We start from the raw sequence: 17,697 nt of genomic DNA, 5'->3' as shown, positions 1-17,697 counted from the left end.
AGCGATCGCGGGGGCTGCGGCGACCGAGGAGCTACCTGCCCGCGCCCAGCCGCGCCAGCACGGCCTCGAGCTCGGGCGGCAGCGGGCTCTCCGCCTCGACGCGCTCGCCGTCCGGTCCCTCGAGGGCGAGCCGCGTGGCGTGGAGGAACTGACGCCGCAGGCCGGGGAGCGCCGCCGCGTCGCCGCCGTAGAGCGCGTCGCCGGCCACGGGGTGGCCGAGGTGCGCGAGGTGCGCCCGGATCTGGTGCATGACGCCCGTGACGATGCGGACGCGCAGGAGCGTGTGGGTCTCGAAGCGCCTCGCGACGTCCCAGTGCGTCTCCGCGGGCCGCGGGCGGAGCCCCTTCGCGCGGAGCCGCTCCTCCGTCTCGGGATCGGGCACCGGGATCGCCCTCCCTCCACGCTGCGCCAGCGGCACCGAGGAGACGCCGACCGTGGCCATCCGACCCGCCACGAGCGCCAGGTAGATCTTCTCCACCTCGCGCGCCGAGAGCCGGGCGTGGAGCTCCTGCCAGGCCTCCGGGTCGCGCGCGAACGTCACGCAGCCGCTCGTCTCGAGATCGAGCCGCTGGACCGCCCCGCCCTCGCGGGGCTCGGGGGAGGCGCCCGCGCACTCCGGGAAGCGCGCGACGACCGCGTTCGCGAGCGTGCCGCCCTCCCCCGGCGCCAGCGGGTGGACCGCGACGCCGGCCGGCTTGTCCACCACGACGAGGCGCGGCGTCTCGACGAGCACCGCGAGGGGCGCCTCCGGCTCCGGCTCCGGCGCTCCGGCCGGCTCCTCCACGTCGAGCTCCACGAGGGCGCCCGGCTCCGCCGGGTCGCTCGCCCGCGCGCGGCGTCCGCGCACGCGCACCTCGCCGAGCAGGAAGGCGCGCTTCACCGAGGCGCGCCCCAGTCCGAGCGCGTCCGCGAGCGCCCGATCGAGCCGCCCCGAGGCGGTGAGCGGCAGCCGAATCTCCCGTCGCATGCGATCCGTTCCCCGCGCCGCGCGCGGCCCTGCGGTCCGCCCCCGCCCTCCCCCTCGCGAGCGGCTCGCCCGCGCGGGAGCGGGTGCTCCGCCCGGGACGGGAGATAGAGCCTCCCCCGCCGCGAAGGCAACCGCGATTGCGGGCCGACGAGGCGCTCTCCCGGCTTCGGGCGGCGCTCGAAGCGTCGACTTCGCCGTTCGCGAGGCGGCGCCACGCCCCGGGGCCGACGCGCGGACGGGGGGTGGCAGGACGGCGGGGAGGTCGATAGGTCCAGATCGATGCCCACCTCGCTCACCCTGCCGATCGACGAGGAGACCGTGCGGTCGCTCCACGTCGGCGACGAGGTGCGTTTCAGCGGACGGCTGATCACCGCCCGCGCGGCGGCGCACCGCGCCCTCCTGCGGGAGCTCGATCCCGCGGTGAAGCGGCTCGTGGAGGGCAGCTTCGTCTACCACTGCGGGCCGGTCGTCGCGCAGGATCCCGTCACCCGGGCCTGGCGCTTCGTCGCCGCCGGGCCCGGGACGTCGATGCGAGAGGAGCCGTACGAGGCGGAGCTCATCGCCCGCTACGGCGTGCGCGGCGTCGTGGGCAAGGGCGGGATGGGCCCCGCCACGCTGGCGGCGCTGGCTGCCCGGGGCGCGGTCTACCTGCACGCGGTCGGCGCGCTCGCCGTGGGGCTCGCGCGGCGCGTCGTCCACGTGCACGGCGTGCACGGGCTCGACGACCTCGGGGTGCGCGAGGCGATCTGGGACATCGAGGTGAAGGACTTCCCGGCGATCGTCACGATGGACGCGCACGGGGAGAGCCTCCACGCCACGCTCGCGCGCGAGGCCGAGGCCGCGCGCGCGCTGCTCGGGCGCACCACCGTCTGAACGGCGCGCCGCCCATCGCGGACTGCGTCGGCCGGCGGCAGGCTCCGGGTGCCGGGTCCTCACCCCGCCGCGCGGCGCGTCTTGCGCCTCCGCGGCGTCACCATCCGCACGAGCCCGCAGAAGAGCTGCCGCTCCGTGTACAGCCGCCGCCCGGTGAAGCCCTCCTCCGGGAACGAGCCTCCCGGGCGCTCGAGCCACATCCGCGCGCGCACGATCCCGCTCGCGGAGAACGGCGCCACGATCTCCGGGGGCGCCACCGCCAGGTAGCGCTCGAGGAGCCGGCGGATCTTGCGGTTGTAGCGGGCGCGCGGGAGCCGCGAGTGGCGGCGGCCGCGGTGCAGGGTTCCGTCGAAGCGGTTCGAGGCGTGGTAGAGCTCGTGCAGGATCGTGCCGATCCGCTGCTCGGGCGTCGACGCGCGGAACCAGAGCGGCCGCAGGGTGATGACGTAGAGGATCTTCCTCCCCCTCACGCGGATGAGCGGCTTCTGCCGCCCCCCCGTCCCTGGCGCGCGCGGCCGCTTGAAGTGCGCCGGGCGGATGGTGGCCCGCGAGGCCCGCCGCGCCTCGCCGGCGACCACGAGGACGCGGGAGCTGCGCACGTGCGCCAGCTCGGGGACCCGCGCCGCGACGTCGCGCACGAGCCGCTTCACCGCGAGCGTCACGTTCAGACGGGCCACGCGCGGTTCAGGATGGCCCACCGGCGCCCGTCGGACAAGGTCGCATGCCGTCGCCGATGGGCGCACCCGCTTCTTCACTTCGGCGCGGGGCGCCGGTACGATGACCGCCGATGCCGTTGCTCCTCTGGATCGCCGTCGTCGTGCTCGCCACCGCGGTCCTGCGGTTCGCCCGCCGGGAGCGCGAGCTCGCCGGTGAGGTCGGCGACCTCGGCGAGCGCGTGAAGGAGCTGGGGCTCCGGCTCGAGGCCGCCGAGGCCGAGGTCGCCCAGGCGGTCACGCAGGCGGAGATCGCCGAGAACGTGCTGCTCGAGAAGGGCGTCGCCGACGAGGACGACATCGAGGCGGTGCGCCGGCGGTTCGTGGCGGACGCGACGTCGGGCTACGACCGCGCGCGCGACGGCGAGCTGAACTGATCTGATCTGACGGGGACTGCGTCCCGGCTTCTTACCGGGGGGGACGCATGCTGCGCGTCCCCCGGGGCCCCCCGGCTCGCTCCGGCGCAGCCTCATCGGGCTGCGCCTGCGCTCGCCGAAGTCGCACGAGGGACTGCGTCCCTCCCCGCCGCTTCGCGACGGGGCCCCTCCCTGCCAGCTTCAGTCCGAGCCCACGCGAACGGCCTCGCGCGACTACCTGGACCGCGTCCGCGCCGCGCCGCGCGCGGGCTTCGCGCCGCGCGCCGCCCCCTTCGCGCCGCGCCCAGGCTTCGCGCCGCGCGCCGGCCCCTTCGCGCCGCGCGCCGGGGAGCGGCGGGCCTTGCCGCGGGTGCGGGGCGCGGGGCTCTCCAGCTCCTTCAGTGCGGGGCGCGCGGTGGGGGCCTCGTAGCGCGGCTTCTCCGGGTGCCGGCGGTACACCAGGATCGTGCGGCCGAGGATCTGCGCCACCTGCGCGCCGCTGTCCGCGCCGAGCCGGTCCGCCGCCTCGAAGCGATCCTCGGGGGTCTCCGTGCCGATCTTCACCTTCACGAGCTCGTGCGCGGAGAGCGCCTCGTCGAGCTGGCGCAGGACCGCCTCGGTGACCCCCTCCTTCCCGACCTGCACGACGGGCGAGAGGTGGTGCCCGGCCGCGCGGAGCGTCTTGCGGAGCCGGGTCGAGGGCATGAGGGCGCGCTTCTTCGGGTTCGTCGGTGCGGGCATGTGCGGCTCACTTCCTGAGGTAGCGGAGCTCGCGGACGAGGTCCACGTGCTCCGGCGCGACCGCGAGGCCGCGGCGGAGATGGCGCTCCGCGAGGGAGAGGTCCCCCACGATCTTGGCCATCTGGGCGAGGAACAGGTACCCCGGCGCGCAGCGCGCGTTCCGGCGCAGCCCGTCCTCGATGGCGGCGGCGCTCGCGGCGTGCTGCGCCCGCGGCTCCTTCGCGACGAGGAACTCGCACCACGCGAGCCAGATCGCGAACTCCGGCTCGTCCTCGTTGAGGACCGCCGCGTCGCGGAACTTCTCGAGCGCCTCCGCGTAGCGGCGTGCCCGCACGAGGACCGTGCCCGCCTGGAACACGTTCTCCGCCTGGAGGATCCGCATCACGTCCACGTCCGCTGCGCCGCCGGAGGCGAGCTCGTCCAGGTACTTCGCGCGCTGCGCGTCGTCGCCGAGCACGGCCCAGGCGGCGCTCACCTTGGCGAACACGTCGGCGCAGAGGCCGCGGACCTCCGCGGAGACGGAGGCGGGCACCGCGTCCGGGTGATAGCTCTTCGCGAGCCGGAAGTAGGCGACCTTCACCTGCGCCGGGGCGGCGTCGCGCTTCACGCCGAGGACCTCGAAGTGGTCGGCGGCCGCGAGCCGCTGGAGGAGCGCACGCAGCGTGGCGGGATCGACGGGAACGGGTGGCGTCCCTCGAGCTCGCTCCGCCGCTGCCGCGGCGGCGCTACGCTCGGGATGAGCGGCCGTTCGCGCTCCCGCGGTCGGGGTCGAGGTCGGGGCTCGCGCCGCGGCGGAGGACGCGACGCGCGGCCTGTCCTGAGCGTCGCGGCCGGAGGCCGCGGAAGGGTGACCGGCCTCAGGGTTTCGCGGCGCGGTCGGGGTCGAGGTCGGCTGCGCGGCCGCGGCGGAGGACGCGGACGCGCTCGCGCCCGGGACCGCGCGGGGCGGCGAGGCGCGCGCCGCTCCGAACGCGAGCAGCTCCGCCTCGGCGAGGAGCAGCGCGACGCGCAGGATCGTCGCCGCGTCGGCGGGATGGGCGGCGGCGAGCTCCAGCGCGCTCCGCCCGTCGAAGAGGCCGGTGAGGCGCGCCTCCTGGGGGGCGAGCCGCAGGTCCTCCAGGCGCACGCGTCCGACCACGCGCGAGGCGGCGCGCCCGGCGCGATCGCCCAGGCGGCGCTCCGCGCCTGCGGCGTCGACGGCGCGCACCGCGGCGGCGGCCATGCCGTACGGGTTGCCGAGCGGGAAGCCGGACGGCGGCGGCGCCGCGCCGGGCTCCCAGCTCCAGCTCCCGTCCTCGACGGCGAGGGCGCGCGCGACGAGCGACGCGCCGTGCTCGCCGAGGAGGGCCGCGACGTCCGAGGGGGCCAGGAGCCGCTCGGCCACGAGCGTCGCGACGAGGTCGCCGCCGGGCGCGCACGCCCCGTCCGCCCGGACGAGCTGCTCGGGCGTCAGCGCGCCGCGCCGGACGAGGAACCGGCCGAGGCCGTCCTCCGGCGCCGCCGAGGCGACGTGCTCCACGGTGCCGCGGCGGAAGGTGAGCGCGTAGCGCACCGGCCCGGAGGCGAGCGCGAGCCGCCCGTGCGCCTGGTTCGCGGCGGCGAGCAGGAACAGGTGCAGCGCCCCCTCCGCGCGGAGGGATCCCTCGCGCGCGAGGCCCGCGGCGATCGCAGCCGCGGCCGTCACCTCGCGCTCGGCGAGACCGTACGACGCGCGGGGCGGGACGGGCGGAGCGGCGCGAGCCGAAGCCTCGGGCGCCACGCGCGGCGGCGGGGTCGCGGCGCGGACGGGCGGCGGGCGGTAGCCGGGGGGCACGCGGTCGAGCCGCGGCGGCGCCTCGTCCGCCGGCTGCTGCGCCCCGGCCGCCTTCCCCTGCCCGTTCCCGTCGCTCACCGGCCGGCTACAGTACCACCGTCTCCCGGTACTCGCCGAACACCTCGCGCAGCGCGTCGGAGATCTCGCCCAGGGTGGCCTGGGCCTTCACGGCCGCGAGGATCGGCGGCATGAGGTTGTCGGTCCCCTTCGCCGCCGCGCGCACCGCCTCCACCGCCTGCTTCGCGGCGGTCCCGTTCCGCTCCCGCCGGAACGACTGCAGGCGCGCGACCTGCCGCTCCTCGACGGCCGGGTCCACCTTCATCACCGTGACGGCCGGATCGTCCGAGCGGAACGCGTTCACCCCCACGACGACCTGCTCCTTCGCCTCGACCTTGCGCTGCCAGGCGTAGGCGGCCTCCTGGATCTCGCGCTGCACGTAGCCCTTGGAGATCGCGTGGACCATCCCGCCCATCTCGTCGATCTTGCGGAGGTACTCCTCGGCCCGCCCCTCGATCTCGTCGGTCATGGCCTCGATGGCCCAGCTCCCGCCGAGGGGATCGATGATGTCCGCCACGCCCGACTCGTTCGCGACGATCTGCTGCGTCCGGAGCGCGATGCGGGCGGACTCCTCGGTGGGCAGCCCGAGCGCCTCGTCGCGCGAGTTGGTGTGCAGCGACTGCGTGCCGCCCAGCACCGCCGCGAGCGCCTGGATGGTGACGCGCACGATGTTGTTGTCCGGCTGCTGCGCGGTGAGCATCGAGCCCGCCGTCTGCGTGTGGAACCGCAGCATCATCGAGCGCGGGTCCTTCGCCTTGAAGCGATCCCTCATGAGGCGCGACCAGAGCCGGCGCGCGGCGCGGAACTTCGCCACCTCCTCGAGCAGGTCGTTGTGCGCGTTGAAGAAGAAGGAGAGCCGGCCGGCGAACGCGTCGACGTCGAGCCCCGCCTTCACCGCGGCGTCCACGTAGGCGATGCCGTCGGCGAGGGTGAAGGCCACCTCCTGCACCGCCGTCGAGCCCGCCTCGCGGATGTGGTAGCCGGAGATCGAGATGGGGTTCCACTTCGGCATCACCTTCGCCGTGTACGCGAAGATGTCGGTGATGACGCGGAGCGACGGCTCGGGCGGGTAGATGTACGTGCCGCGCGCCGCGTACTCCTTGAGGATGTCGTTCTGGATGGTGCCCTGCAGGTCCCCCGGCGCGACGCCCTGCTTCTCGCCGACCGCCTGGTAGAGGGCGAGGAGGATGCCGGCCGTCGAGTTGATGGTCATCGACGTGGAGACCTCGCCGAGCGGGATGCCGTCGAGGAGGGTCTCCATGTCGCGGATGGAGTCGATCGCCACGCCCACCTTGCCGACCTCGCCCCGCGCCCGCGGGTGGTCGGAGTCGCGGCCCATCTGCGTGGGCAGGTCGAACGCGACCGACAGCCCGGTCTGACCGGACTTGAGCAGGTAGTGGTAGCGCTTGTTCGACTCCTCCGCGCTGCCGAAGCCGGCGTACTGGCGCATCGTCCAGAACCGGCCGCGGTACATGGTCGGCTGCACGCCGCGGGTGAACGGGTACTCGCCGGGGAGGCCGAGCCGCTCTTCCAGGGCCGGCTTCACGTCCGACGGGACGTACACGGGCTGCTGGGGGACGCCGCTCGTGGTCTCGAAGCGCGCGCGGCGCTCCGGCCCCTTCTTCACGGCCTTCCCGTAGGTGCCCTCGATCCAGCGCTGCTTCTTCTCGTCCGCCATGTCGGTCCCTCGCCGAGCCGCGGCGCCGCGAGTGCGGGCCGCGCGGTGAGATGGGTGGGTTCGCTACTCGACCACGCAGAGCTTCGCGTTCGCCTCGACGGCCTGGCCCTCCGCGACGAGGACCTCGAGGACCTTGCCGTCCTTGGGGCTCTTCATCTCGTTCTCCATCTGCAGCGCCTCGACCACCACCAGCCCCTGACCCGCCTTCACCGCGTCGCCGGCCTTCGCCAGCACCCGCACGATCCTCCCCGGCATCGGCGCCGTGAGGATCTGCCGGCCGTCGACCGTGAACCTGGCCGTCGCGCGCCGTATGCGGAGCTTCTTCTCGTCGAGGATCTCGATGGGATACACCGAGTCCCTCACCCGGACCCGCACGTGGGCGTCGCGGCGATCCAGCGTGGCCGTGTAGCTCGCGGTGTCCACGATGAGGGACAGCGTCCCGTAGTCGTGCTTGTAGGCGTCGACGACGTGCACCTCGCCGCGGAGGCGCACCTCGAAGGTGCCGGCGCCGGTCTGCCTCACCTCGATCGACTCCTCGCGCCTTCCGCCGTCGAGGAGGGCGACGTACGTGCTCACCGTCCACCTCCCCGCAGGGCCCGGGCGCGCCCGAGCCGCGCCCAGCCGGAGCGCGTCGCCGCCGCCCCGGCCCGCGCGGCGAACGTCTCGGCGGCGTCGCGATCGCGCCGGAACGCCTCGACCGCGGCGGCGATGAGCGCCACGCCCTCGAAGGCAGGGTCCGGCGGCCGCACCAGGTCGCGCTCGTACGCGACGCAGAAGCCGGTGTCGTAATCGCCCGAGCGGAAGGCGGGGTGATCGAGCACCGCCGCGAGGTAGGCCACGTTGGTGGCGATGCCGTGGACGGTGTACTCGCCCAGGGCGCGGATGAGCCGCTCGATGGCCTGCTCCCGGGTGGGCGCCCAGGCGACGAGCTTCGAGATCATCGGATCGTAGAACTGCGGGACCACCCAGCCCGTGTACACGCCCGAGTCGTCGCGCACGCCCGGGCCGCCCGGCACGCGCAGGTAGGTGATCTTCCCGGGCGACGGCAGGAAGCGCCGGGCCGGGTCCTCGGCGTAGACGCGGGCCTCGATGGCGTGGCCGCGGCGGACGACCTGGTCCTGCGCGAGGATCCGCTCGCCGCGGGCGACCTCGAGCTGCATGCGCACGAGATCGAGCCCGGTGAGCATCTCGGTGACGGGGTGCTCGACCTGCAGCCGCGTGTTCATCTCGAGGAAGTAGAAGTCCCGCTGCGCGTCCACCAGGAACTCGACGGTCCCGGCGCCGCGGTAGCCCACCGCCTTCGCGGCCCGCACGGCGACCTGCCCCATCGCCTCGCGCATCCGCTCGTCGAGGACGCAGCTCGGGCTCTCCTCCACCACCTTCTGCTGCCGGCGCTGGATCGAGCACTCGCGCTCGCCGAGGTGGATGACGTTCCCGTGCTCGTCGGCGAACACCTGGATCTCGACGTGGCGCGGGCGGTCCAGGAACTTCTCGAGGTAGAGCCGGTCGTCGCCGAAGGCTGCCGCCGACTCCCGCCGCGCGGAGGCCCACAGCGAGAGGAAGTCCGCCTCCCGCTCCACCTTCTTCATGCCCTTCCCGCCGCCGCCGGCCGCAGCCTTGATCATGACGGGGTAGCCGATCGCGTCCGCGAAGGCCTTGGCCTCCTGCTCGTCGGCGATCGGGCCTTCCGACCCGGGCACGGTCGGCACCCCCGCCGCGTTCATGTTCCTGCGGGCGGTGGTCTTCACTCCCATCGCGTCCATCGACGCGGCGCTCGGGCCGACGAAGGTGATGCCCGCCGCCTCGCACGCGCGGGCCAGCTCGGCCTTCTCGGAGAGGAACCCGTAGCCAGGGTGGATCGCGTCGGCGCCGGCCTTCTTGGCGGCGTCGACCACCTTCTCGACCACGAGGTAGCTGTCGCGCGCGGGGGAGGCCCCGATGTGGACGGCCTCGTCCGCCTTGCGCACGTGCAGCGCGCCGCGATCCGCGTCGGAGTAGACCGCCACCGTCGCGATCGCCATCTCCCGGCAGGTCCGCATGACCCGCACGGCGATCTCGCCGCGGTTGGCGACGAGGACCTTCCGGATGGGCTTCTTCGGGCTCATTCTCGGGCCTCGAGGACGTTCTCGGTCGCAGCGGGGTCCGGCGCGGGATGCGGGGCGCTCGGGAGCGGGCCACGATACCTGCGCGCGCACGCGCACGCAAAGCCTCTCCCACATCGACCCCTCGAGTCCGCAACGTGCGGGGCGCCGACTGGCAGGGAGCCGCGGAGCGCGTCACGGGGGGTTCCCGCCGGACGGCGGCGCGCCCACGATGTCCAGCGATGCCAGAGGACGTCGTGCGCCGCGAGCCCGAGGGTGACGAAGCCTCCGAGCGCACGCGCGTGCCGCTCGCCGGCGGCCTCGAGCGCCTCCTCGCCGTCGAGCCGGAGGAGCACGCGCTCCGACGGCTCCTCGGTGCGCTGGCGGAGGTCGTGCCCGCCATCGACTCCGTCGCGCTGCTCGTGCGCGAGGCAGACCGGCTCGAGCTCGTCGCCGCCGTGGGGCTGGACGAAGGAGCGCCCGCGGCGATCGCCGCCGGCCTCGCCGCCGAGGTGGCGGACTCCGGGACGCTCCGCACGACCGGACGGCCGGGCTCGCCTTTCCCGCCCGGCACGCGCCACGGCGCGGGCGCTCCGCTCCTCGCGTGCGCCGCGCCCGGCGCGCTCCTCGCGGGCACTCGCGGCGAGGAGCCGCTCGACGCGGACGCGCTGCTGCTGCTCCGCGTCGCGGCGGAGCGCGCGGCCCGTACGATCGATCGCGCGCGCTTCGCCCGCGCCCAGGAGGACGCCCGCGAGACGCTCCGCCGCGCCGAGGGCGACCTCGAGAACCGGCGCCGGACGGTCGACTTCATCCTCGGCGTGGTGGGGCACGACCTGCGCAACCCGCTCGGCGCGATCCACATGTCCGCCGCGCTGCTGCACCGGAAAGGCGCGCTCGAGGGCTGGCAGGCGCGCGCCATCGAGCGGATGCGCTCGTCGGCCGGCCGCATGGGCCGCATCATCCAGGACCTGCTCAGCTACACCCGGACCCGGCTCGGCAACGGCATCCCGATCAACCCGTGCCCGGCGAGCTTCGACGCCATCGCCCGCAAGGTGGTGGACGAGCTCCGCGCCGTGAACAGCGATCGCGCCATCGAGATCGCCGTCCACGGCGACCCCGCGGGCGAGTGGGATCCCGACCGGCTCGAGCAGGTCGCCTCGAACCTCGTGTCGAACGCCATCGACCACGGCGACCCCGCGGTCCCCGTCCGCGTCGAGGTGGACGGCGACGATGCGGAGCGGCTCCTGCTGCACGTTCGCAACGGCGGGCCGGGCATCCCGGCGGAGGTGCTCTCTCACCTCTTCGAGCCGTTCGCGCGCGGGCCGGACGAGAAGAGCCGCAAGGCCTCCGGGCTCGGCCTGGGCCTCTACATCTCCCGCCAGATCGTGCGCGGGCACGGAGGCGAGGTCGAGGCGAGCTCGCACGACGGCGAGACGATCGTGACGGTGCACCTCCCGCGCCGCTGCGTCGCGCGCCCCACCGCGTGACGCCCCGCGGTCAGCGCGCGGCGCGCCAGAGCGCGGCGAGCGCCGCCGGGAGCCGGCGCTCCACCTCGGACGCCGCCTCCGCGGGCAACGCCTCGCGCACCGTGTCGAGGACCGCGCGCGCGTAGAGGGCGGCGCTCGGGACGGGGTGCTGGACGAGCTCCGCGACGTCGCGCAGGTAGGTCTCCACGCCGGCCGGGACGCGCGCCACGCCGTCGTCGGCGTCTAGCAGCTCGCGCGCGAGCGGGTACGGCAGCCGCGCGGCGATGGCGCGGGTGGGCTCCCCGTGCAGCGCGCCGGCGAGCGGGACGAGCACGCCGAGCAGGACCTTGCGGAGATCCACCTCCGAGCCGAGCCGCGCCTCCAGCCGCTCCGCGAGGCTCTGCCCGGCCACGTCGACCCACTCCACGCGCCCGTCGATCGCGTCGGGGCCGACCGTCCCCGGGACCGCGTCGCCGTATCCGCCCGTCACCTGGTATTCGCCCGCCATGCCGAGAACATGCGCGTGACCCCGGCGCGGCGCAGCGCGGCGGCCGGGCCACGGGCGCGGCGGCGGGCGCCCGCCCGGACGTCAGCGGACCTGCGGCAACCCCGGCGGCGCGGATCGCAGCGGCCCCGCCGGCCGGTTGGCCTCGGGGAGCGCGGCCGCGATCGCGGCGCGGGCCGCGTCGCGGAGCGCGTCGCAGGCCGGGAAGTCCTCCGGATGCAGCGGCTCGAGCACCTCGACGCGCGCTCGCATCCGCTGGCGCAGCACGAGCCCGTGCTTGGGGAGGGCGTCGCCCGTGCCGCTGACGACGAGGGGGATGACCGGGCAGCCCGCCTCGATCGCGAGCCGGAAGGCGCCGTCCTTGAACGGCCCCAGCCGGCCGTCGCGGGAGCGGGTCCCCTCCGGGAAGAGCATCACCGGCGAGCCGCGCGCGAGGTGGGCGCGACAGCGGTCCATCATCTCCCGGATCGACTCCCGGTCGCCCCGCTTCACCGCCACGTAGTCGTTGAGCCACAGGTTCCAGCCGACGAACGGCACGCGGAAGATCTCGGCCTTCGACACCCACTTGAAGGGACGGAAGAGCCCGTACACGACGAGGATGTCGAGGAGCGAGAGGTGGTTCGCGACGAGGACCGCGGCGCCCTTCCACGGGAGCCGCTCGCGGCCGTGGATCGAGGTGCTCCAGAGCGGGTTCGCGAGGACGTAGAAGGTGGCCCAGGCGCACGAGTAGAGGTGGACCGCGACGCGGCGCCGGTCGAACGGGACGGTGACGAGGAACACCAGCGCCGCCCCCAGGAACAGGATGGGCAGCGTGGCGACGAAGAAGACCCAGTAGACGACCGAGAAGGCCCGCAGCACGGGCGCATCCTCCTCCGCCCCTGGCGGCGCGGCAAGCGGCGGGCGGGCGCCGCGGGGCCGCCGCACACGTCGGCCTCAGCCGCCGCGGGGGGCCGCGATGCGCGCCTCGGGCGCGGCGCCCACCGTCTCGAGGATGCGCTGCAGGCCGAACTTGGGGAGCCGCATGTAGCCGGCCCAGGCGGCGGCGGCGAGCACGCCGTCGGCGAGCCCGTCGGCGAGCCACTCCGAGGCGAACCGTGCGTCCCGCTGCTTCAGCCCGGCGCCGCTCTCCCGCGCCCAGCGGAGGTTATACCGTTCGTGAACCCCCACGGGCGGCGCCAGCACGAGCGGGATCCCCAGCGCGCCGTAGAAGGTGAGCTCCGAGGGCTTCGTCCACAGCACGTCGGTGCGCGCGAGGAGCGCGTTGAAGCGCGCGTAGTACTCGCGGAACCCGGGGGCGAGCAGGATCTCCAGCGGCCCGCCCAGGAGCGGCTCCATCCCGGCGCGCCGGACGATCTCGGCGAAGCGGGCCGCCACCTCGGCGCGCACCCCCGCCACGAGGCAGATCCGCAGCGCTCCGCCCTCCAGCGCGGGGCGGAAGCCGGGCAGCAGCTCCGCGGCCATCCCCGCCTGCGCCCCGGCGCCGCCGACCGCGAAGGCGAGGAGCGGCGGCCGGCCCTCCTCCTCGGCCGGGAGGGCGCCGAGGAAGTGCGCGAGCTCCTCGGGGATCGATCGGCGGAACTCGCCCGAGGGATCGAGCCGCACGATCCGCGCCGCCAGGTTCCGCTTGAGCGCACCCAGCGCGGTCCCGCCCACGAGCGCGTCGGGCAGCGGGAAGCCGGTGAAGGTGATCCGGTCCTCCGGCACGCCGTACGATCGGAGCCGCCGCGCGGCGCGGCGGGTCGGGACCAGGTAGCGGATGTGCGTGCGCCCCGGCTCCACCGGCGCCCAGATCCGGTTCAGGTCCGAGTCGGTCGCGACGCAGAAGACCCGCTCCACGCCGGCCGCGTCGGCGACGATCGCCGGCGAGTAGAAGGTGGTGAGGAGCGGCGCGCCCGTCCGGCGGAGCTCGGCGACCAGCCCGCGGCCCAGCTCCCGCCCCCGCACGAGCCGGTCGAGCGCGTGGACCCCGCGGGTGGGCGCGGAGAGGTCGCGGTAGGGGTAGAGGCGCGGGATGTCGGTGACCGCTTCCAGCGCCCGCCGGAGCGGCGCGCCGGCCCACGGCACCTGCGACAGGCGGGAGACCCCCTCGTAGGTCCGGCGCACCCGCTGCCACAGCCGCTCCTCGCCCGGCGCCACGAGCGGCGCCTTGTCCACCTGCAGCACCTCCGTGCCGAGCGCATCCGCGAGCGGCATCGCGGCGCGCATGTGCCCGTAGCCCATCTCCACGGCGACGACGAGCGGCTTCGGTTCGAGCGAGCGTGAGGTCATGGCGCGTGCCGGCCGAGCGTACCTCACGCGGGCGCCCCGGTTGAGCGGGACGCAGCGCGTCGTGGGGGCGACCGCCCGCAGGCCCGCTTACGCGTCGCGTCGAAGGATTTCGGCGGGAGCCGTGACGCTCGGGTGACACCGGGATCGTAGGGTTCCGCCTCGCGTCCCGCCGTCTCCACCCCGGGCGCGAAGGAGCTTCACCAAATGCCCGTCACCGATCCCGCGCCGCTGCACGCCGAGGAGACCTCCGCGCCGCTGGCCCGCCTCGATCGCGCCGCCATCGAGGCGATCGTCCGGTCGGGGCGCCGCCTGCTCGTCCAGGGCGGGATGGGCATCCACGCGTCGGATGGCGTGAGCGGCAAGGTCGCCGCGCACCGGGGCGCCCGGCTCGTCGGCGTGGGCACGATCTCCGCGGTCCTCAAGACGCCGGAGCAGCTCCGCGCCGAGATCCGCCGCGCGCGCCGCGAAGCCCCGGGAGGCTTCGTGGGCGTCAACCTGATGGCGGCCATCAACAAGGCCGACTTCGAGCTCCTCGCCCGCCTCTCCATCGAGGAGCGGGTCTCCTTCATCGTGCAGGGCGCCGGGATCTCCCGCGAGATCGTCCGCTGGTGCAAGGAGGGCGGCGTGCCGTTCGCGGGCATCGTCTCCTCCGGACGGCTCGCGGCGATGTACGAGAAGTGGGGCGCGGACTTCGTCGTCGCCGAGGGCTCCGAGGCGGGCGGGCACATCGGGGACATCGGCCACTCGCTCCCGACGCTCACGCGCGAGGTGCTCTCGGCGACGTCGCTGCCGGTGGTCGCCGCGGGCGGCGTGGACGGGTCCGACGTGGCCCGCTTCTTCCGCGGCGGCGCGGCGGGCGTCCAGCTCGCGACGCGCTTCCTCGCGTGCGCCGACGGCGACGTTCACCCTGCGTTCAAGGCGATGCACCTCGGCAAGGGCGAGGACGACGTCGCGATCATCACCAGCTGCGTGAAGGGGATGAAGGCGCGGGCGGTGCGGAATGCGTTCACCGAGAAGCTCGCGCGCGGCGAGGCGGTCCCGCCGCGCTCCAAGGCCTGGTGGTTCGGCAAGGACGGCTACCTCGGGCGCAAGAAGGCCTGCATCGAGTGCCTCGGCGAGGGGCTCTGCGTCTGCCGCACGAGCGGCTTCAAGGAGAGCTTCTGCATCACCGACGCCCTGCTCGCCGCCGCGGTGAAGGGCGACGAGGAGAACGGGCTCTTCTACACGGGCCAGAGCCTCGTCCGCATCGGCGAGCGTGACGTGACGACGCTGCCCACCGCGGCGGAGCTCCTCGCGCAGCTCGAGGCGCGCCTGGCGACGGACGACGGCGCCTTCGAGGCCGCCCCCGCGCTCGCGGCGGCCGCGGCCGGCGCCTAGCCCGGAGCACCCTTTCGAGACACATTGATTGTGGTCAAAGCGGATTGCCCGCGCGGGACGCCGCATCTCGACCCTTGCGTTTTTTTCGGATAGAGATTTTTGGTCCATCATTTTTCGGGTGGACCGAACGTCATACCGGCGGTCGAACCAGCGAAAGAGATGTTGAATGGCGACTGGCACCGTGAAGTGGTTCAACGACGCGAAGGGTTTCGGCTTCATCACCCAGGACAACGGCGGTGAGGACGTCTTCTGCCACTACAGCGCGATCCAGGGCGACGGCTTCAAGAGCCTCGCCGAGGGTCAGAAGGTGGAGTTCGACGTCGTGAAGGGCCCGAAGGGCCTTCAGGCCGCGAACGTGCGGAAGACGTAGGTCGCCCGCGCGATCGCTCGGCACCGAGCCCGGTTCCTCTGCAGGGGGGCCGGGCTCTCGCGCATCCTGGGGGGTCCTCGTCACGCGCAGTGAAGCGAGCCCGCGGGACGGGCGGCGGGCCGAGCGGACTCCGTTGCGGCGGCCGCCGACGGGCCGCAGCGTGTGTGGAGAGGCCCCGCCATGACGATGCGAACGCACGAGCTGCACCCGTCCCTCGTCCACGCCCCGCTCGTGCTCCTCCCCGCGGCGGCGCTGGTGGATCTGGCCGCCGCCCTCCGTCCACGCGACCGCCGGCTCGACCGGCTCGGTCGCAACCTCTGGTGGGGAGCCGCGTCGGCGGGGCTCGCGGCGGGGCTCACGGGCATGGCGGCCTCGCAGGAGATCGAGCTCCGCTCCACCCACGCGCGCGAGATGATGTTCGCACACGGGATCGGGAACCTCTGCATCGTCCTCGCGGCCGCCGGCGTCTCCGGCTGGCGCGCGCGCAACCACGCGAACCTCACCTCCGCCCTGAGCGGGCTGCTCGCCGCGGGGGCGGCGGGCTACACCGCCTACCTCGGGGGAGAGCTCGTCTACACGCACGGCGCCGGCGTGACGGCGCTCGGCGGCGCGGCGGCCGAGTCGCCCCCGCTCTTCTCGGCGCACGGGATGGCGCGCCTGGGGCGAGACGCGGGGCGCGGGCTCGGCTGGCTGCTGCAGCGGGCCTACCGGGCGGTGACCAGCCGGGAGCGGGTGCAGCGGTCCGCGCTCGGGCCGATCGCCGAGGCGGGCACCGGGGCCGAGCCCGAGATCCATTGAACGGGGCTGCGCCCCCGCCCCTCAGAGCGGGATGTTGCCGTGCTTCTTCGGCGGGTTCTCCTGCCGCTTGGTGCGCAGCATCTCGAACGCCCGGATGACCTTGGGCCGCGTGTCCTCCGGCCGGATGACCTCGTCCACGTAGCCGAGCTCCGCCGCCTTGTAGGGGTTCGCGAACTTGTCGCGGTACTCCTGCACGAGGCGCGCGCGCTCCGCGACCGGATCCTTCGCCGCCTGCAGCTCCTTGCGGAACACGATGCCCACCGCGCCCTCCGGGCTCATCACCGCGATCTCCGCCGACGGATAGGCGAAGTTCACGTCCGAGCGGAGGTGCTTCGACGCCATCACGTCGTAGGCGCCGCCGTACGCCTTGCGCGTGATGACGGTGACCTTCGGCACCGTCGCCTCGGCGAACGCGTAGAGGAGCTTCGCGCCGTGGGTGATGATCCCCCTCCACTCCTGATCGACGCCCGGGAGGAACCCGGGCACGTCCACGAAGGTGAGCAGCGGGATGTTGAACGCGTCGCAGAAGCGGACGAAGCGCGCCGCCTTGACCGAGGCGTCGATGTCGAGGGCACCGGCGAGGACGGCGGGCTGGTTCGCGACGATGCCCACCGGCCGCCCGTTCAGCCGGGCGAAGCCGACGACGATGTTCGCCGCGAAGAGCTCGGCGACCTCGAAGAAGTGCCGGTCGTCGACGGTCGCCTTGACGACCTCGCGCATGTCGTACGGCTTGCTCGGGCTCTCCGGGACGACCGTCTTGAGGAGCTCGTCGCGGCGGAGGACGTCGTCCGAGCACGGCTGCGCGGGCGGGTCGTCGGCGTTGTTGAGCGGCAGGAAGCTCAGCAGCTCGCGCACGGCGCCGAGCGTCGCCTCCTCCGAGTCGATGGCGAAGTGCGCGACGCCGGAGCGCGTCGCGTGCGCGCGCGCGCCCCCGAGGTCCTCCTTCGTCACCTGCTCGTGCGTCACCGACGCGATGACGTCCGGGCCGGTGATGAACATGTAGGCCGTGTCCTTCACCATGAAGATGAAGTCGGTGATGGCGGGGCTGTAGACCGCGCCGCCCGCGCACGGCCCGAGGATCACCGAGATCTGCGGGATGACGCCCGACGCGAGCGTGTTGCGCAGGAAGATGTCGGCGTAGCCGGCGAGCGAGACGACCCCCTCCTGGATGCGCGCGCCGCCAGAGTCGTCGAGGCCGACGACGGGGCACCCGACCTCCATGGCCCGGTCCATCACCTTGCAGATCTTCTCGGCGAACGCGCCCGAGAGCGAGCCCCCGAAGACCGTGAAGTCCTGGGCGAACACGAAGACCTGGCGCCCCTCCACCAGCCCGTACCCCGTGACCACCCCGTCGCCGAGCACCTTCTGCCGCTCCATGCCGAAGTCGGCGCAGCGGTGCGTCTTGAACTTGTCCAGCTCCACGAACGAGCCCGGGTCGAGGAACAGCTCGATCCGTTCACGCGCCGTGAGCTTGCCCGCCCGGTGCTGCTTCGCGATGCGCTCCTCTCCGCCGCCGCGCTCGGCCTCGGCGTCGAGCTGATCGAGGAGGGCGCGACGCGGATCGGGGTCGACCGGCTTGTGCATGGACACCTCGCGCGTGCGTGCGTGGAGGGGCGGGAGGATACGCACCCCCA

General features: G+C 74.4%; 17 protein-coding genes. 6 read left to right on the top strand and 11 right to left on the bottom strand.

The features are described 5' to 3' along the window. Positions 1-31 precede the first annotated feature (31 nt). Positions 32-967 carry an RluA family pseudouridine synthase gene (locus ANAE109_RS01465; protein ID WP_011984610.1) on the bottom strand — a complete coding sequence of 312 codons (936 nt, stop codon included), beginning with the start codon at positions 965-967 and terminating at the stop codon, positions 32-34. A 279-nt stretch (positions 968-1,246) separates the two neighbouring features. Here ANAE109_RS01465 and ANAE109_RS01460 point away from each other — a divergent pair, with 279 nt between their 5' ends. Further along, a complete protein-coding gene (locus ANAE109_RS01460; RefSeq protein ID WP_041448043.1) occupies positions 1,247-1,840 on the top strand; it encodes a FumA C-terminus/TtdB family hydratase beta subunit in 594 nt (197 codons plus the stop codon). Between the two features lie 59 nt (positions 1,841-1,899). Here the strand turns inward: ANAE109_RS01460 and ANAE109_RS01455 are convergent, their stop codons facing one another. Beyond that, on the bottom strand, positions 1,900-2,502 hold the full coding sequence (locus tag ANAE109_RS01455) for a putative metallopeptidase (protein WP_041448719.1): 603 nt from the start codon (positions 2,500-2,502) through the stop codon (positions 1,900-1,902). A 125-nt stretch (positions 2,503-2,627) separates the two neighbouring features. Here ANAE109_RS01455 and ANAE109_RS01450 point away from each other — a divergent pair, with 125 nt between their 5' ends. Further along, positions 2,628-2,930 (top strand): hypothetical protein, encoded by a 303-nt coding sequence (locus tag ANAE109_RS01450; RefSeq protein ID WP_011984608.1) that lies wholly within the window; start codon positions 2,628-2,630, stop codon positions 2,928-2,930. 213 nt (positions 2,931-3,143) lie between these two features. On the opposite strand, the gene yhbY is transcribed toward ANAE109_RS01450, so the two are convergent. The 5 genes from yhbY to accC all read right to left on the bottom strand — a co-directional run bounded on the left by yhbY (position 3,144) and on the right by accC (position 9,303). Further along, the gene (gene yhbY, locus ANAE109_RS01445) at positions 3,144-3,650 is read right to left on the bottom strand and encodes a ribosome assembly RNA-binding protein YhbY (RefSeq protein WP_011984607.1); all 507 of its coding nucleotides are present in this window, start codon (positions 3,648-3,650) and stop codon (positions 3,144-3,146) included. A 7-nt stretch (positions 3,651-3,657) separates the two neighbouring features. Further along, complete coding sequence (locus ANAE109_RS01440) at positions 3,658-5,541, bottom strand: DnaJ domain-containing protein (RefSeq protein ID WP_011984606.1); 1,884 nt, start codon at positions 5,539-5,541, stop codon at positions 3,658-3,660. Between the two features lie 7 nt (positions 5,542-5,548). After that, positions 5,549-7,198 carry a methylmalonyl-CoA mutase gene (locus ANAE109_RS01435; RefSeq protein WP_011984605.1) on the bottom strand — a complete coding sequence of 550 codons (1,650 nt, stop codon included), beginning with the start codon at positions 7,196-7,198 and terminating at the stop codon, positions 5,549-5,551. A gap of 63 nt (positions 7,199-7,261) precedes the next feature. Further along, the gene (locus ANAE109_RS01430; protein WP_011984604.1) at positions 7,262-7,774 is read right to left on the bottom strand and encodes a biotin/lipoyl-containing protein; all 513 of its coding nucleotides are present in this window, start codon (positions 7,772-7,774) and stop codon (positions 7,262-7,264) included. Continuing rightward, entirely contained in the window at positions 7,771-9,303 is a 1,533-nt protein-coding gene (accC, locus tag ANAE109_RS01425; protein WP_011984603.1) for an acetyl-CoA carboxylase biotin carboxylase subunit, read from the bottom strand. The genes ANAE109_RS01430 and accC overlap by 4 nt, the downstream gene beginning before the upstream one ends. A 218-nt stretch (positions 9,304-9,521) precedes the next feature. On the opposite strand from accC, the gene ANAE109_RS01420 reads away from it, so the two are divergent. Further along, complete coding sequence (locus ANAE109_RS01420) at positions 9,522-10,766, top strand: sensor histidine kinase KdpD (protein WP_041448042.1); 1,245 nt, start codon at positions 9,522-9,524, stop codon at positions 10,764-10,766. Positions 10,767-10,776: 10 nt separating this feature from the next. Here ANAE109_RS01420 and ANAE109_RS01415 read toward each other — a convergent pair whose 3' ends face one another. The 3 genes from ANAE109_RS01415 to ANAE109_RS01405 form a co-directional block, all read right to left on the bottom strand. Continuing rightward, a complete protein-coding gene (locus tag ANAE109_RS01415) occupies positions 10,777-11,253 on the bottom strand; it encodes a DUF2267 domain-containing protein (protein ID WP_011984601.1) in 477 nt (158 codons plus the stop codon). An 81-nt stretch (positions 11,254-11,334) separates the two neighbouring features. Continuing rightward, entirely contained in the window at positions 11,335-12,108 is a 774-nt protein-coding gene (locus ANAE109_RS01410; protein WP_011984600.1) for a lysophospholipid acyltransferase family protein, read from the bottom strand. A gap of 75 nt (positions 12,109-12,183) precedes the next feature. After that, entirely contained in the window at positions 12,184-13,518 is a 1,335-nt protein-coding gene (locus tag ANAE109_RS01405; protein WP_041448041.1) for a hypothetical protein, read from the bottom strand. 204 nt (positions 13,519-13,722) lie between these two features. Here ANAE109_RS01405 and ANAE109_RS01400 point away from each other — a divergent pair, with 204 nt between their 5' ends. The 3 genes from ANAE109_RS01400 to ANAE109_RS01390 all read left to right on the top strand — a co-directional run bounded on the left by ANAE109_RS01400 (position 13,723) and on the right by ANAE109_RS01390 (position 16,063). Next, positions 13,723-14,895, top strand: coding sequence for a nitronate monooxygenase family protein (locus tag ANAE109_RS01400; RefSeq protein WP_011984598.1), 1,173 nt, complete (start codon positions 13,723-13,725; stop codon positions 14,893-14,895). A 166-nt stretch (positions 14,896-15,061) separates the two neighbouring features. Then, on the top strand, positions 15,062-15,265 hold the full coding sequence (locus tag ANAE109_RS01395; protein ID WP_011984597.1) for a cold-shock protein: 204 nt from the start codon (positions 15,062-15,064) through the stop codon (positions 15,263-15,265). A gap of 180 nt (positions 15,266-15,445) precedes the next feature. After that, positions 15,446-16,063 (top strand): DUF2231 domain-containing protein, encoded by a 618-nt coding sequence (locus ANAE109_RS01390; protein WP_011984596.1) that lies wholly within the window; start codon positions 15,446-15,448, stop codon positions 16,061-16,063. A gap of 21 nt (positions 16,064-16,084) precedes the next feature. Here the strand turns inward: ANAE109_RS01390 and ANAE109_RS01385 are convergent, their stop codons facing one another. Then, positions 16,085-17,647 (bottom strand): acyl-CoA carboxylase subunit beta, encoded by a 1,563-nt coding sequence (locus ANAE109_RS01385; protein WP_011984595.1) that lies wholly within the window; start codon positions 17,645-17,647, stop codon positions 16,085-16,087. Between the last annotated feature and the right edge of the window lie 50 nt (positions 17,648-17,697).

This window comes from Anaeromyxobacter sp. Fw109-5 (assembly GCF_000017505.1).
Classification (GTDB): domain Bacteria; phylum Myxococcota; class Myxococcia; order Myxococcales; family Anaeromyxobacteraceae; genus Anaeromyxobacter.
The sequence above is the reverse complement of the archived record's forward strand: the minus strand, read 5'-3'. Positions and strand labels throughout refer to the sequence as shown.